Source organism: Devosia subaequoris (assembly GCF_014197055.1).
Classification (GTDB): domain Bacteria; phylum Pseudomonadota; class Alphaproteobacteria; order Rhizobiales; family Devosiaceae; genus Devosia; species Devosia subaequoris.
This window is the reverse complement of sequence record NZ_JACIEW010000012.1, coordinates 13415-27361: the sequence shown is the minus strand read 5'-3', so window position 1 is coordinate 27361 and position 13947 is coordinate 13415. Positions and strand designations below refer to the sequence as shown.

Genomic DNA, 13947 nt, shown 5'->3' with positions numbered 1-13947 from the left:
AGACTCGTCTCAGACGGCGGGAACGGGTGCTGGCATGATGTAGAGTGCGATGGGCGTTCCGGCAAGGAGCAGTACCGTCAATACTGCAAAGGCGACCGAAACGCCTATGCTCCACCTGCCCGCCATTCGCCCCAGGCGAAAGAGCATATATATCAGCGCCACCCAGAGCAGCGGCAACAGGAACCCTATCGTGAGCGAGAGCAAAGCCCCCAGGCCGACATAGAAGGTCAGCGCGTAAATGCTGGGGATCAGCAGCGGCAGCACAGGTTCATGCTGGCGCAAGGCGTAGCGAGTCCCGTAGATGCCGATCAGCGGCGCCGCGAGGAAAAGGGACTGGAACGCCAGCGTTGCGATGAGTTCGCCCAGGGTCGGCACCCCATAGCTGAGTGAGCCCAACACCACGGCTAAGAAAGCAAACAAGTAGAACAGAACCAGGGCCGTTACGAGGCCCGCTCTGGTAAAGCGAAAGCGCGCCTGCCAGTCCGCCTCGTTGCGCAAAATCATGATCCAGCCATAGACCGACTGGCGCAGGGCGCTGATGATCTTCATATCGAAGCCCCGGCGAAGAAACGCTGCATGAAAGCAGCATAGATTTCCGTCAGCCCGGTGAGATCGGCGAGGGCAATGTGTTCGTCGGCCTTGTGCATGGATGGACCAACCAGCCCGCATTCAACCACCGGGCCATATTGGGCGATAAAGCGCGCATCCGAAGTGCCACCGCCGGTGGAATATTCGGGAGGCCTGCCGTTACGCTGGGCGATGACCGACGAAAGCGTTTCAATATCGGTGCCGAGCGGGGAGAGGAAGGCGCGGGAGGGCGTGCCCGAGATATCAAAGGCGATGTCGGTGCCGCTGGGATCGACGCTGGCGAGGCGGGCACGGACCCAATCGGCCAAAGTGTCGGGGGTCCAGGTGTCGTTGTAGCGAATGTTGAAGCGCAGGCTTCCGCTCATGGGAATGACATTGCCGACCGAATTGCCGACGTCGATGGTGGTCAATTCCAGATTGGAAGCGGGGAAATGATCGGTACCGGCGTCGAGCTTTTCGGATGAGAGTGCCGTAGCGACAGCGGCCAGGATCGGCAGCGGATTGTTGGCCTTGTGCGGATAGGCGACATGACCTTGCGTGCCGGTGACAGTGACCTTGCCTGAAAAGGAACCGCGCCGACCGATCTTGATGCTGTCGCCCAGAGCTTCCGTGGAGCTGGGTTCGCCGACAATGGCGAAGTCGAAATGGTGGCCGTTCTCGGCCATCCAGGCGATCAGCTTGTCGGTGCCGTTGATGGCGTCGGCCTCCTCGTCATTGGTGATGGCGAGTTGGATCGTGCCGGCTTCGGGCGGGATTTCGGCGCAGGCGGCAACGAAGGCGGCGATGCCCGATTTCATGTCGGCGGCCCCTCGGCCGAAGATTTTGCCATCGGCAATGCGGGGCGTGAATGGGTCAGTGGTCCAGTGCGCGCTGTCTCCGGGGGGGACGACATCAGTGTGGCCGGCAAAGAGCAGACGGCGACCGCCCTGCCCTCTGGAGGCAAAAAGATTGTCGACCGGATAGGAGCCATCGCCTTCGAACCGCAGGCGGGTGAGGGCAAAGCCGATGGCCGCGAGTTCGGCCTCCAACAGATCGAGCGCGCCCGCCTCCTCGGGGGTTACCGAGGGGCAGGCGATGAGGCGTTCGAGCAGATCAGCAGGGTCGATGGTCACGACAGCTCCGGTTCGGTCCTGGTGGCACCGTCCAGCGGATCGGGGCCATAGCTATTGGGTCCGGCGGTGCCTTTGAGGAAGCCTAGTTGGACCAGCATGTAGATTGCGAAAACGGCAAAGATGACGTTGAGAGCGCCCAGCCAGATGGTAGGAACCGGCATCATCATGCCCCCCATGTCCGTCATGGAGGTCCCGACACCCGTTGCTGTCAGCAGGTTGAGCAGCACAGACCCGGCGATCAGGATCGTCAGATCGGTACCGTTATTGTCGCGATCGTGGCGGCGCTTGATGCCGACGCAATAGCTGGGCCAGATCAGCGCCAAGTTGATGAGCACGCCGAACCAGGCCATCACCGTGCCGTTGCCGAAGCTGAGAATGCTCAGCACAATGCTGGCAACTATCGACACGACGATCAGCACAACGATACCGATCCACCACTGTTGACGGCCGATGCGGCCGTCGGTGGTGGTCAGAAGCGCTTTGATATCGTCCATCTTCATTCCCCCTTGATGAACCGGAATCAGTTCCGGTTCTTCAAAGAGTAGGACGCCAGGGCGAATCGGACCAGCACCGGCGTTTGTCCTAGTCGCGCAGCAGGTCGTTGATGCCGGTCTTGGAGCGGGTCTGGGCGTCGACGGTCTTGACGATGACGGCACAGTAAAGGTTGGGGCCAGGTGTACCATCGGGAAATGGCTTGCCCGGAAGCGAGCCCGAGACCACCACCGAATACGGCGGGACGTGGCCCATGTGGATTTCGCCGGTCTGGCGGTTCACCACCTTGGTGGAGGCGCCGATGAAGACGCCCATGGAAATCACCGAGCCTTCGCCCACGACCACGCCCTCGACGATTTCCGAGCGGGCGCCGATGAAGCAATTGTCTTCGATGATGGTGGGCCCGGCCTGGAGCGGCTCGAGCACGCCGCCAATGCCGACGCCGCCGGAAAGGTGCACGTTCTTGCCGATCTGGGCGCAGGAGCCGACCGTGACCCAGGTGTCGACCATGGTGCCTTCATCGACAAAGGCCCCCAGATTGACGAAGCTGGGCATGAGAATGGCGCCCTTGCCGATGTGGGCGGAGCGGCGGACGATAGCGCCGGGCACGGCGCGGAAGCCGGCTTCGCGCCAGGTATTGTCGGACCAGCCCTCGAACTTGGTCGGCACCTTGTCCCACCAGGTGGAGCCCTGCGGGGCGCCGGTCATCGGCTCATTGTCGTTGAGGCGGAAGGAGAGCAGCACGGCGCGCTTGAGCCACTGATTGACCTGCCAGGTGCCGTTGACCTTCTCGGCGACACGGGCCTGACCGCTGTCGAGCAGGTTCAGCGCTTCGTTGACGGCATCACGCACTTCGCCCGTGGTCGAGAAGTTTACCTCGGCGCGGTTCTCGAAGGCGGTGTCGATGGTCTGGGCAAGCTGGGTGTACGACATAGGGATCCTGAGCGGCTGGGTGATTTTCGTCGCGCGGACCATAGCCGGGGCCGCCCGCGAGTCAACGGGCGAGACGATGCGCCGGACTGCGCAAGTCATGTCAATTCACGGATGAAGAAATTGGAGAGAAAACGGCGGGATACGTTTACCTGAAGTTTCAAGAATTGCCGCAGTGTGGGAACTTAATAAATCCGAGAGGCACATATGAAGACGATAATCCTGCTGTTCTCGGCCGTTCTGCTCGCTACCAGCGCGGTTTTCTCTGCGGCACTGGCGCAATCAGACCCGGTCATTCTCACCATTGATGGCGCCATTGAAGGCGGTGTCGCGCGCGATTTCACGCGGTCCGAGCTTGAGGCAATCGGATCGGGCCAAACAGTTACCGGCACCCCCTGGCATGACGGCAGTCCCGTATTTGAGGGCGTCCCGATGGATATGCTGCTTGCTCACGTGGGTGCCGAAGGGACAGAGGCCGACGTTCTGGCGCTGAACAATTATCGCACCACAATCCCGCTGTCGGACTTCTCCGCCTATCCGGTGCTTCTGGCACTGAAACAGGATGGCGAATACCTGACGGTGCGCAACAAGGGACCGCTGTTCATCATCTACCCGTTCGATGAGTTCGGGGAGCTGCAGACCGATCTCTACCATGCCCGATCGGCGTGGCAGGTTCGCAGCATTACGATCAAATAAACACGAGACCCTGGCTGGCCATGCTGCAATTCGTCTGGTTTCGACAATTCGCGGTCGTGATCATCGTGGTGCTGGGCATTGCGACGGTGCTGCATGCGCGCGTGGTCGAGGACACAGCCACTGCCGTGCGGAACTCCATGCGCTTTGATGTGTCGTGGATCGGTGCCCATGGCCGGATTGAAGCGGCGCAGCTGGAGTCCTATCTCGCGCGCTACGCGGCCCTGGGCCGGCAGGCCGACGCCGACAGCACCCAACTATACTATCAAATCCTGCTGGGACGGCTTGATAGCTGGGATGTTGGCGGCTATGGCGAATTCCTGGCGTCCAACCCCGAAAGCCGGCGAGCCTATGACCAGCTGATGAACCTTTTGGAGTCGGTCGATGCTGAAATGTCCAATCTGGACAGCACCGATACAGCTTCACGATTGCTGGACACATTGGCACCGGTCGGCGCCATCATCGAGAGAATTGGCGCGGAGGCGACCGATTCCGCCGTCAACAAGGCGGCGGCGATACGCCAAACGCTGACAGAAAAGCAAGCTACCCAGCATTATCTGGTGATCACGGCGCTGATCTCGGCGGGCATCATGCTGATCGTGTCGGCCTTCCAGAACCGGACCCTGCGCCGGGCGCACCGACAAGTGGGCCGCGCGGCAGACAAATTTGCTTATCTGGCGCATCACGATCCACTGACGGGCCTGGCGAACCGGACGGCATTTCCAGACACGCACCAGCCAAAAAGCACAGGCGCCAGCCATACGGCGGTAATTGTGTTCGATCTGGACGGGTTCAAGCTGATCAATGACACCTGGGGCCACATGTTTGGCGACAAGTTGCTCATAGCGGCAGCCAAAAGGCTTGAAGAGATGATTTCCACCGAGCCGGGCAATGTTGTCGCCCGGCTCGGTGGTGACGAATTCGCAGCCCTCTTGCACCTGAGCGACAAGGCGGAGGCCCAGGCCATCGCAGATCGTGCGCTGGAAGCACTCAAGCGGCCATTTGAAATTGACGGCAGCTCGGTGACGATCGGTGCGACGGCAGGGATAGCCATTTCTACCCGGCAGAACCCGAACGTGCGCGGGCTTCTCGAAGACGCAGATCTGGCGCAGAGCGAAGCCAAGGCGCGAAAGAAAGGCTCAGTTTCCGTCTATGATCAATCGCTTCGCGAGATGGTCGAGCGCCGCCTGACCCTGGAAAATGATCTGCGGCATGCCATCGGCAAGGGTGAAATCACGCCGCACTACCAGATCCAGGTCGACCTGGGGACCGGCGCGGTGGTGGGAGTCGAAGCCTTGGCACGCTGGCATCACGCACAGCTGGGGCCAATCCCGCCGGACGAGTTCATTCCGATCGCAGAAGCCTCCGGGCAGATTGTGGACATCGGCAAGCACATGATCGCCTGTGCCTGCAGGGACGCTCAGCGTTTGCCGCCCGACGTTCAGGTCGCGGTGAACCTGTCGGTCATCCAGATCATGCAGGGCGAAATCATGGAGACCACGGCGGACGCCCTTATGGCGACGCGGCTTTCGCCGGAAAGGCTGAAGCTCGAGGTTACGGAGTCGGTGATGATGGCCGATCCAAAGCAGCCCATCGCCGTGCTTTCCGAACTCCGCTATCTGGGTGTTTCCCTGGCACTGGATGACTTTGGCACGGGCTATTCGTCGCTTTCGTATTTGACGACGTTCCACTGGGACGAAATCAAGATTGATCGCGCCTTCGTGCGAAACCTCGACGCCGGCTCCATCGGCCTCTCGGTCATCGAGGCCGTTCTCGTCCTAGCGAGAAAGACCGGCGCAAAGGTCGTCGTCGAAGGCGTGGAAACGCGCAAGCAGCTGGAACTGCTTCAGGGTACGGGCTGCGATATCGGACAGGGATATTTCTTCGGCAAACCTGTTCCGATTGATATGGCGTGCGCCCAGATAAGGGAAATCAGTAGGTCGCTGCCAGGCCAACCAATTCCCGCAAGCCGAAAGGCCAGACGCAAGCGGTCGCCAGAGTGAAAACGGTCGCCGGACTTCCTGTTCAATCGGCAGCCGGATAGACGCCGAGAATGCGGAAATAGTCAGTGAAAAAACCCAGTTCCTCGAAAGCGTGCTGGACGCTGACGTCGTCGGGGTGGCCTTCGATGTCGGCGTAGAACTGGGTGGCGGTGAAGGCTCCGCCGACCATGTAGCTTTCCAGCTTGGTCATGTTGACGCCGTTGGTGGCGAAGCCGCCCATCGCCTTGTAGAGCGCGGCCGGCACGTTGCGCACGCGGAAGACGAAGGTGGTCTTCACCTTGCCCTTGTTGGGCGCCTCATCCTTGGTGCGCGACATGACAAGGAAGCGGGTGGTGTTGTGGCCCTCGTCCTCGATGTTTGTCTGCAACAGGCTAAGCCCGTAAATTTCGCCGGCGAGCCGCGAACCGATGGCCGCCGTGGTACGGTCGCCCCGTGCGGCAACTTCACGAACAGAGCCAGCCGTGTCTGTGCCGTTGATCGTCCGCAAATTGTGCGCTGCGATAAACCTGCGGCACTGGCCCAATGCGGGAGGCTGTGATTGCACAGCCTTGATTTCGTCCAGTGTGGCCCCCGGCAACGCCAGAAGGTTCATCTCGATGCGGAGATAGGTTTCGCCGACTATAAACAGGCCGCTTTCAGGCAAGAGATGGTGGATGTCGGTGATCCGGCCATAAAGGGAATTTTCGACCGGCAGCACAGCTCGATCGGCGGCGCCAGACTGAACCCCAGCCATCGCTTCTTCGAAGGTCACATTGGGCAGGAAGGTGCCCTCGGGGAACACGTTAAGGGCCGCCGCATGGCTGAAGGCCCCGGGTTCACCCTGGAAAGCGATCTTCTTGGTCATTGGATGGTCATCCCTGAAAACTAAGGCAGGCGGGTTGTGGCGCGGACGTACTATGGAGTCAATCTGCAGCCCGCCCCTGCGGGGGCATGCAAAATCGCACCGTTGATGCCATTTTCCACTACGCGGTCGGCGCCGCGGCGGTTTGACCTGTTGCGCCCGAAGTGGTCTTGATACTATGTTCCGCGCGCGTCGAGCCGGCCGGTTGAGGCAGATTCTGTTATGGAATCGCAGTTTGGGCGGACTCGGGAAATTGTCCACAGGGGATGGACCGGCAGAGAGACCAAATGGATTCGTTTGAGCTAAACAAGATCATCGGCGCCGTGCTCGGCACCCTGTTGTTCGTTATGGGTGTAGGGTTTCTGGCTGAAGCCATCTATCACCCGATCGAGAACCGCGGCCCCGGCTATGCCTTGCCCGAACCGGTAGTGGCCGAAGCCGGCGCGCCGGTGGAAGAAGTGCCCGAGACTCCGCTGCCGGTGCTACTGGCGAGTGCCAGTGTCGACAATGGCGCCGCCGCCGTTCGCAAGTGCCAGAGCTGCCACACGTTTGGTGAGGGTGAGCCGGCCAAGCAGGGCCCAAATCTCTATAACATTGTTGGCGCTCTCGAGGCGCATATGGAAGGCTTCGCCTATTCGGACATCCTGCTGCAGCAGCGGGCCGAGGGGCAGACCTGGACCTATGAAAACCTCAATGCCTTCCTGACCAATCCGCGCGAGTATGCGCCAGGCACCAAGATGGCGTTTGCCGGCGTCCGCTCGCCCGAAGAGCGTGCCGACATCCTGGCCTATCTGCAGACCTTGGCGAGCGACCCGGTACCGTTCCCGGAACCGGAGGCTGCGCCCGCAGAAGAGGCAGCCCCGGCAGAAGGCGAGGTCACCGAGGTCGAGACCATTCCCGAAGAAATAGTTGCGCCTGAAGAGGCCAGCGAAGAGACCGTGACAACCGAGCCCGCCGCTGTTGTGGAGACGCCGACAACCACCCAGTCGGACAGTCCGGTGGAAGGCACACCCGTGCAGGAAACTTCGCCGGCTAGCCCGGACGCACCGGCCTCTAGCCAGTAAGGCTATGCGCCGCCTATCCAGCGTTTTCAAAAGCCGCGCCCCCAGGTGCGGCTTTTTCATATCAAGGACCGCTATTGATGTTTCTGCTGCACCTTTCCGATGTTGATGAAGCGAGCTGGGCCCAGGCGTTTTCCGAGGCGCTGGCCCCCTATCCCGTGGTGCGGCGTGGCGACAGTTTCGATCCGGCGGACGTTCGTTACATCTTTGTCTGGAAACCCGAGGCCAATGCCTTTGACGGGTTGAACAATCTCAAGGCGGTGTTGTCGCTCGGCGCCGGGGTGGATGCCTTGCTCAAGCATCCCAATCTACCGGACGCGCCGATTGTGCGATTTGTCGACGAGGATCTGAGCCAGCGCATGAGCGACTATGTGGTCGCCCATGTCACCATGCATCACCGGCAGTTCACGCGTTTCATGGCCGACCAGAAAGCGCGCCGCTGGGACCAGTATTATCCCCCCGCCGCGAGCGAGACTACTGTGGGCATTATGGGCATGGGCGTCCTGGGTCAGGATGCGGCCAGGCGCCTCAAGCCGCTCGGTTTCAACTTGAGAAGTTGGAGCCGCTCCCCCAAGGCGCAGGATGGAGTAGAGGGCTTTGCCGGCCAGGCAGAGTTCGACGATTTCCTCTCTGGCACCGATATTCTGGTCAATCTGCTGCCGCTGACGCCGGAAACCACGGGCATTCTCAATCGCAGCACTTTTTCCAAACTACGACGCGACCGGCTCGCCGGGGGGCCGGTGATCATCAATGCGGCGCGGGGCGGGCACCAGAAGGAAGCCGATATTGCGGCGGCGCTCCGGGATGGCACGCTTGGCGCAGCCAGCCTTGATGTGTTCGAGACCGAGCCCCTGCCGCAGGACAGCCCGCTCTGGGACATTGAGAATTGCTATATCACCCCCCATATCGCTGCTATCTCCAACGAGCAGAGCGGCGTGCGCTACTTTGCCAAGGTGCTCACTGAGCACGAAGCGGGCAAGGCGCTGCCAAATGTGGTCGACCGCACGCGAGGATATTAGATCGACACATAAAATTCACTGGTCAGGAGCCAGTGTGTCGTTCAAGCAGGCTGGATGAAAACAAAGGGAGCCGGTCGAGGGGCATGACCGATGCAGCGCAGCAGGAGAAACCGGGGCTCTATGATCGGCTGAAGGCCGCCACGGGGCACCCGCTGGCCGAGCCGATCCTGGCGCTGATCTGCTTTCTTGAAGCAATGATCGTGCCGATATTTCCCGAGGTGATGCTGGCGCCGATGATCCTGGCGGACCGTCGGCGCGCCTGGCGCCTTGCCGCCATCTGCACCATTTCGTCGGTGGTGGGCGGGATCTTCGGCTATGCGATTGGCTATTTCCTGTTCGATACCATCGGCAAGAGCATCGTGGAGTTCTATGGCGCTGGCGCGAGTTTCGAGCAATTGCGCGACAGCTTTGTTTCCAACGGCCCGTTCATGATCATGATCGGCGCCGTCACGCCCATTCCCTACAAGATCATCACCATCACCAGCGGCGTAGCGGGGGTCGATATCTGGACCTTTGTCGTTTACGGCTTTATCGGTCGTGGCCTGCGCTTCTTCGTCCCGTGCGGCCTGTTCTATTTCTTTGGACCGGCGGCCAGCGCCTTTATCGAAAAGCACAAGAAGTGGGCCGGCTGGGTGATGCTGGTCGCGGTAATCGGCGGCTTTGCCGCCGCGCCGCTGCTGTTTCCCAAGCATGGTACGGAAGTGACCGATCAGGTGATCGAGCGGACCACCGGCACCGATATCATTCCTGGCTCAATGGCACCGTTTCAGGCCGAGTAACGCTGCCGGAGCAGACCGTAGATCGCGCGGATTGCCTGGTCGGTGCCGCCGACCGGACGACCGGGCCGTGCATCGGGGGCCCAACCGAAAATATCAAGATGCACCCAGGCCGCCGCCTTGCTGACAAAACGCTTGAGGAACAAGGCCGCGGTGACGGACCCGGCATGTCCACCGCTGGCAGTATTGTTCAGATCGGCGATGCGAGAGGAGAGCAGGCTCGAATAGGGTGACCAAAGCGGCATGGGCCAGAGCGGATCTTCGGATGCCAAACCCGCTGCGGCAAGACCTGCCGCCACGCTGTCATCGGTGGAATAAAGCGCGGGCAATTCAGGCCCGAGTGCGACGCGGGCTGCGCCGGTCAGCGTTGCCATATCGATCAGCAAGTCCGGCTTTTCTTCATCGGCCAGGGCAAGTGCATCGGCAAGGATCAACCGGCCTTCTGCATCGGTATTGCCGATTTCCACGCTGATGCCCGCGCGCGAGCGCAAGACATCGCCGGGACGGAAGGCATTGCCGGCGATGGCGTTCTCGACGACAGGCAGCAGTACCCGCAGGCGCAGCGGCAGCCCGGCATCCATGATGGCATGGGCAAGCCCGAGCACATTGGCTGCACCGCCCATGTCCTTTTTCATCATCAGCATGCCGGCAGCCGACTTGATGTCGAGACCACCAGTGTCAAAGGTGACGCCCTTGCCGACCAAAGTCACCTTGGGATCGGTTTCCTTGCCCCAGCGCAGATCGATGAGGCGCGGCGCTTGGGCGCTGGCGCGGCCCACGGCGTGGATCATCGGAAAATTCTGTTCGAGCAGTTCATTGCCCTTGATGACGGCGATGCTCATGTCGTGGCGGGTGGCCAGATCCCGCGCCCGGGCTTCAAGGGCATCGGGGCCCAGATCATTGGCAGGGGTGTTGATCAGGTCGCGCGTCAGGCTGGCGGCCGCAACCTGCCGCTCAACTTCCCCGGCATCGGCCGCTTCGGGCAGAACCAGGCGCGGCGCCGGCGGCGCGGCGCGATAGGATTCGAAACGATAGGCGCCGAGGCGGAAGGCAATAGAGGCCAAGGTCGGATCGCCGAAACTGCCCTGCAGCTGATAGTCGCCCTCAGGTAGGCTCGCAGACGCCAGACCGGCCACAAAAACGGGACGCCCTTGCTCCGGGCCGGTGCCGAACAACCAAGCCGCAATGCCGCCCTTGGCGTCAGGCATCGCCAACAGGCGCCCGCGCTGGCCGGCAAATCCATTGGCCTTGGCCCAGGCCCGCTGCCCATCATCCAGCGGTCCAGCCTCCACCCCGTTCTCGGGAATGAAAATGAGTGGGGTGGCGGCTTGGTCAGTCATGTCAGAACTCCGTTTGGTCACCCATGTCTAGCCGGGACCATGCGTGCGCACAACGCCACAGGATCGCGGTTTAACCGCGCGTTAGGGTTAATGATCTATTGCTCTTGGGAGAGATCATATGGCCCGACAGCGGCCCGGAGTGCAGATTGTTCAACCCAGGACGGATCAGCGGAATATTGCGCCCCCTGCTCCTTGCAGGTGTTGCAGCGCTTGTGCTTTCGGCCTGCGCGTCCAATCGCGGCCAGTTGGCCAGCACCGATTACTCCGGCATGAGCGCGGCACAGAGCAACGCCAATCTGGGTGAATTGACTGCACGCTATCGCGCCAATCCGAAGGACCGCGCAGTTGTCATTCACTATGCAGCGGCGCTGCGTGCGGCTGGTCAGCCACAGCAGGCGGCAGCGGCACTGGAACAGGCGATGCCGCACCATAGTGGCGATGTCGCCATAAGCGTGGCCTATGCCAAGGCCCTGACGGCAGCCGGGCGGTTCGAGCAGTCCATCGAGGTGCTGCGCAACGTAATCCGGCCCGATGCACCGGATTGGAACGCACTGCTGGTGCTGGGCGCCACGCTGGACCAGACCGGTCGGCACGAGGAGGCTCGCAAGATCTATGTGCAGGCCGGAGTAAGTGCGCCGGGCGAGGCCTCGATCGAGACCAATCTGGGTCTGTCCTATGCCATGACCAATGATCTGGTGGCCGCAGAGAAGCATCTACGCCGGGCGGTGCAGATGCGCGGCGCCAATACGCAGACGCGGCAGAACCTGGCATTGGTGGTGGGCCTGCAAGGCCGGTTCGACGAGTGCCGCGCCCTCTATGCCGCCGAGCTGCCGCCCGAACAGGTCGAAGCCAATATGGCCTATGTCCGGGCTCTTCTTACCCAGCAGAACCGCTGGGACGTGATCGGGAAGAGCTAACACTCTCCAGTCCCTGCTCAATCAACTCGATAGGTTGGTTGCGTGAACCAATGCCGCCGCATGGCTTGGTTACATGGAGCTCGTCCACGCCCGTAGCCCTGAGGATCTGCCGATCGAGCTGACCGAGCAATTCGGCCAGGACGGACCAGCGTCCGTCTCCATAGGTTGGTTTAGCCGCCGCCCATGGTCGTTGCGACGGAGCCGGTGAAGACCTGAATCATGGCCGGGGAGAGGATGACGATAAACAGCACCGGCAGGAAGAATAGGATCAGCGGCACTGTGAGCTTGGGGGGCAGCGCAGCGGCTTTCTTTTCGGCTTCCATCATGCGCGCTTCGCGGCCCTCTTCTGCCATAACGCGCAGGGCCTGGCCCACAGAGGTGCCGTAGCGGTCGGCCTGGATGAGCGCGGTCATCACCGATTTGACGCCATCAAGGCCGGTGCGGCGGCCCAGATTCTCGTAGGCGCGGGTGCGGTCTTCGAGGAAAGACAGTTCCGCCGTGGTGAGCGTCAGCTCCTCGGCCAGTTCAGCGGACTGGCCGCCGATTTCCTTGGCGACACGTTTGAAGGCATGTTCCATCGACATGCCGGCTTCGACGCACAACAGCAGCAGATCGAGACAATCCGGCCAGGAGCGCCGGATGGAGGTCTGGCGCTTCTGGGTCCGGTTCCTGAGGAGAAGCAAGGGAAGATAGGCCCCCACCAGGCCCGCACCGATGGCATAGATCAGGTTGAGGTAAACTGGGCGGTCGCCCGGCGTCACGAAGAGCAGATAGAAGGCGGCGAAGGCAAAGACGCCGATGGGATAAACCAGGCGCTGAAACAGGAACTTGGTCAGTTCGCCCTGCCCGCGCAGCCCGGCCATGGCCAGTTTGTCGACGGTGGTATCGTCCTGGAAGGCCTTTTTCAGATCGAAGCGCTCGACGGCGCGCTTCATATAGGATTTGGGCTCCTTGCCGCGCCGGATGGAGCTTCGGCCATCGGTATTGCCACCAGCCCCCCGCAGGCGAACCATTTCCTCCGCGCGCATCCGGTCGCGTTCGACTGCGACGCGCTTGATACGCTTTTTCATGTCCTGGCGAACAATCATTGACGAGCCGAAGGTGAAAACCACAGCCGCCGCAGAAACAGCCGCCAGCACGGCGATGAGGAAATCCCGCTGGGTCAGAAGCTCGACAATGTTCATGGATGACGACCCCGGTTCAAACTTCGAACTGCACCATGCGGTTCATCACGAAAATGCCGGTGGCCAGCATCAGAACGCCGACAGCCAGACAGATATTGCCCACCGGCGTGACGAATAGCGGCAGCAAATAGGTGGGCGTGACCAGCGACACCAGGGTGGCCACGACAAAGGGCAGCGAGCCGATGATGCCGGCCGAGGCCTTGGCCTCGGAGGACATGGCCTTGACCTTCTGCTTCATCTTCTTGCGGTTGCGCAGCACGCGCGCCAGGTTGCCCAGCGCCTCGGAGAGATTGCCGCCGGCCTGTTGCTGCACGGAAATGACCACCACGAAGAAATTGACTTCGGGCAGCGGGACACGGTCGAGCAAGACCTGCACGGCTTCAGTCATGGACTGGCCAAAGCTCTGCTGATCCAGCACGCGTGCGAACTCGGACTTGACCGGCTCCTTGGTCTCCTTGGCCACCACGCGCATGGAATCGTTGAGCGGCAGACCGGTCTTGACGCCCCGTACGATGGCCTCAACGGCGTTGGGCAATTCATCGAGAAAGCGGTCCTGATATTTCTTCCGACGGCGCGAAACATAAAAGCGCGGCAACAGATAGCCGCCCGCGACCGCGAAGATCGCGGCGAAATAGAATGGCACCTGGACAATGACGAGCGCCACAAACAGCACGACGCCGAAAATGATGCTGTTGCGAATGAAGGCTGCGGGCTTGATGGTCATGCCGGCCTGAAAGATCAGGTCAGACAGGCTCAGGCGCTTCTTAGCATTCAACTCGTCGGTCTGGGATTTGAGAGCCTGCTGCACGGAACGGCGACGGTCTTCACGCGTGCGGCTGGCATCGGCTTCGCGGCGATTGGCCCGGATGTCGCCTTGAAAGGCCTTCATGCGCTGTTCGGCACGTTTGTTGCCCAGGGCCGAAGGCACCAGTGCAAATCCTGCTGCCCCGATGGTGACGACGAAAAGCGCGACAAGAGCGAGCGTAATCAT

General features: G+C 61.3%; 14 protein-coding genes. 6 read left to right on the top strand and 8 right to left on the bottom strand.

Annotated elements, in window-relative coordinates; genetic code table 11:
• Window positions 1-9: 9 nt before the first annotated feature.
• The 4 genes from GGR20_RS17430 to dapD form a co-directional block, all read right to left on the bottom strand.
• Entirely contained in the window at window positions 10-549 is a 540-nt protein-coding gene (locus GGR20_RS17430; RefSeq protein WP_183312637.1) for a hypothetical protein, read from the bottom strand.
• Complete coding sequence (gene dapE / locus GGR20_RS17425; protein WP_183312636.1) at window positions 546-1700, bottom strand: succinyl-diaminopimelate desuccinylase; 1155 nt, start codon at window positions 1698-1700, stop codon at window positions 546-548. Before dapE ends, GGR20_RS17430 begins: the two co-directional genes overlap by 4 nt.
• Window positions 1697-2194, bottom strand: coding sequence for a DUF805 domain-containing protein (locus tag GGR20_RS17420; RefSeq protein ID WP_183312635.1), 498 nt, complete (start codon window positions 2192-2194; stop codon window positions 1697-1699). The genes dapE and GGR20_RS17420 overlap by 4 nt, the downstream gene beginning before the upstream one ends.
• Window positions 2195-2282: 88 nt before the next feature.
• Window positions 2283-3125, bottom strand: a complete 843-nt coding sequence (gene dapD, locus GGR20_RS17415; RefSeq protein WP_183312634.1) for a 2,3,4,5-tetrahydropyridine-2,6-dicarboxylate N-succinyltransferase — start codon at window positions 3123-3125, stop codon at window positions 2283-2285.
• A 204-nt stretch (window positions 3126-3329) separates the two neighbouring features.
• Between dapD and GGR20_RS17410 the strand changes: the two genes are divergently transcribed.
• Window positions 3330-3818, top strand: coding sequence for a putative pterin-binding protein (locus GGR20_RS17410; RefSeq protein WP_183312633.1), 489 nt, complete (start codon window positions 3330-3332; stop codon window positions 3816-3818).
• Window positions 3819-4207: 389 nt separating this feature from the next.
• Entirely contained in the window at window positions 4208-5818 is a 1611-nt protein-coding gene (locus GGR20_RS17405; RefSeq protein ID WP_183312632.1) for a putative bifunctional diguanylate cyclase/phosphodiesterase, read from the top strand.
• Window positions 5819-5840: 22 nt separating this feature from the next.
• On the opposite strand, the gene GGR20_RS17400 is transcribed toward GGR20_RS17405, so the two are convergent.
• Entirely contained in the window at window positions 5841-6662 is an 822-nt protein-coding gene (locus GGR20_RS17400; protein WP_183312631.1) for a prephenate dehydratase, read from the bottom strand.
• A gap of 284 nt (window positions 6663-6946) precedes the next feature.
• Here GGR20_RS17400 and GGR20_RS17395 point away from each other — a divergent pair, with 284 nt between their 5' ends.
• The 3 genes from GGR20_RS17395 (at window position 6947) to GGR20_RS17385 (ending at window position 9518) form a co-directional block, all read left to right on the top strand.
• Window positions 6947-7723, top strand: coding sequence for a c-type cytochrome (locus tag GGR20_RS17395; RefSeq protein ID WP_183312630.1), 777 nt, complete (start codon window positions 6947-6949; stop codon window positions 7721-7723).
• A 77-nt stretch (window positions 7724-7800) separates the two neighbouring features.
• Entirely contained in the window at window positions 7801-8739 is a 939-nt protein-coding gene (locus GGR20_RS17390; RefSeq protein ID WP_183312629.1) for a 2-hydroxyacid dehydrogenase, read from the top strand.
• A gap of 83 nt (window positions 8740-8822) precedes the next feature.
• Window positions 8823-9518: a YqaA family protein gene (locus GGR20_RS17385; protein WP_183312628.1), complete on the top strand. Its 696-nt coding sequence runs from the start codon at window positions 8823-8825 to the stop codon at window positions 9516-9518.
• Here GGR20_RS17385 and GGR20_RS17380 read toward each other — a convergent pair.
• Window positions 9506-10855, bottom strand: coding sequence for a leucyl aminopeptidase family protein (locus GGR20_RS17380; protein WP_183312627.1), 1350 nt, complete (start codon window positions 10853-10855; stop codon window positions 9506-9508). The genes GGR20_RS17385 and GGR20_RS17380 overlap by 13 nt on opposite strands.
• 176 nt (window positions 10856-11031) lie before the next feature.
• Here GGR20_RS17380 and GGR20_RS17375 point away from each other — a divergent pair, with 176 nt between their 5' ends.
• Window positions 11032-11772 carry a tetratricopeptide repeat protein gene (locus tag GGR20_RS17375; protein ID WP_183312626.1) on the top strand — a complete coding sequence of 247 codons (741 nt, stop codon included), beginning with the start codon at window positions 11032-11034 and terminating at the stop codon, window positions 11770-11772.
• A 170-nt stretch (window positions 11773-11942) separates the two neighbouring features.
• On the opposite strand, the gene GGR20_RS17370 is transcribed toward GGR20_RS17375, so the two are convergent.
• Window positions 11943-12956: a type II secretion system F family protein gene (locus tag GGR20_RS17370; RefSeq protein WP_183312625.1), complete on the bottom strand. Its 1014-nt coding sequence runs from the start codon at window positions 12954-12956 to the stop codon at window positions 11943-11945.
• A gap of 16 nt (window positions 12957-12972) precedes the next feature.
• Entirely contained in the window at window positions 12973-13947 is a 975-nt protein-coding gene (locus tag GGR20_RS17365; RefSeq protein ID WP_183312624.1) for a type II secretion system F family protein, read from the bottom strand.

Coding starts and splice junctions, on each gene's coding strand:
- GGR20_RS17385 (WP_183312628.1), top strand. CDS start 8,823: ATGACCGATGCAGCGCAGCAGGAGAAACCGGGGCTCTATGATCGGCTG.
- GGR20_RS17430 (WP_183312637.1), bottom strand. CDS start 549: ATGAAGATCATCAGCGCCCTGCGCCAGTCGGTCTATGGCTGGATCATG.
- dapD (WP_183312634.1), bottom strand. CDS start 3,125: ATGTCGTACACCCAGCTTGCCCAGACCATCGACACCGCCTTCGAGAAC.
- GGR20_RS17410 (WP_183312633.1), top strand. CDS start 3,330: ATGAAGACGATAATCCTGCTGTTCTCGGCCGTTCTGCTCGCTACCAGC.
- GGR20_RS17400 (WP_183312631.1), bottom strand. CDS start 6,662: ATGACCAAGAAGATCGCTTTCCAGGGTGAACCCGGGGCCTTCAGCCAT.
- GGR20_RS17365 (WP_183312624.1), bottom strand. CDS start 13,947: ATGATTACGCTCGCTCTTGTCGCGCTTTTCGTCGTCACCATCGGGGCA.
- GGR20_RS17380 (WP_183312627.1), bottom strand. CDS start 10,855: ATGACTGACCAAGCCGCCACCCCACTCATTTTCATTCCCGAGAACGGG.
- GGR20_RS17395 (WP_183312630.1), top strand. CDS start 6,947: ATGGATTCGTTTGAGCTAAACAAGATCATCGGCGCCGTGCTCGGCACC.
- GGR20_RS17370 (WP_183312625.1), bottom strand. CDS start 12,956: ATGAACATTGTCGAGCTTCTGACCCAGCGGGATTTCCTCATCGCCGTG.
- GGR20_RS17405 (WP_183312632.1), top strand. CDS start 4,208: ATGTCCAATCTGGACAGCACCGATACAGCTTCACGATTGCTGGACACA.
- GGR20_RS17390 (WP_183312629.1), top strand. CDS start 7,801: ATGTTTCTGCTGCACCTTTCCGATGTTGATGAAGCGAGCTGGGCCCAG.
- GGR20_RS17420 (WP_183312635.1), bottom strand. CDS start 2,194: ATGGACGATATCAAAGCGCTTCTGACCACCACCGACGGCCGCATCGGC.